The organism is Oceanobacillus saliphilus (assembly GCF_023522835.1).
Taxonomy (GTDB): Bacteria; Bacillota; Bacilli; order Bacillales; family Amphibacillaceae; genus Oceanobacillus; species Oceanobacillus saliphilus.
In genome coordinates, this window is the sequence record NZ_JALCZU010000170.1 from 1 (window position 1) to 266 (window position 266).

Here is a 266-nt window from a genome sequence, read left to right on the forward strand (position 1 = left end):
AGGGGTGGCCGAGGTCGGGTCTATGTGACGAGAGCCAGGAGCCGAGAGAATGTGGAGGGTACCTTTTGCGTCCGTGAAGCTGGAGAGAGCCTATCGCCGTCATCCGCCGCCCCATGATCTTCACGATTCTGATAGTAGGACAGCGATGAGCCACCCGGGGCGCCCGTGAGCGCATCGACTTGGTTCATTTGTTCGCCGAAAGCGTCTCCTTCCAATGCGGGCTTCGTGCTCGTGCTCTTCTTCTTCTTTTTCTTGCTCTTGGACTT

General features: G+C 57.5%; 1 protein-coding gene. It reads right to left on the reverse strand.

Annotated features, from left to right (window positions below):
- Positions 1-20: 20 nt before the first annotated feature.
- Positions 21-266: hypothetical protein (locus MN204_RS20820; protein ID WP_249872955.1), on the reverse strand; the 246-nt coding region annotated here is incomplete at its 5' end.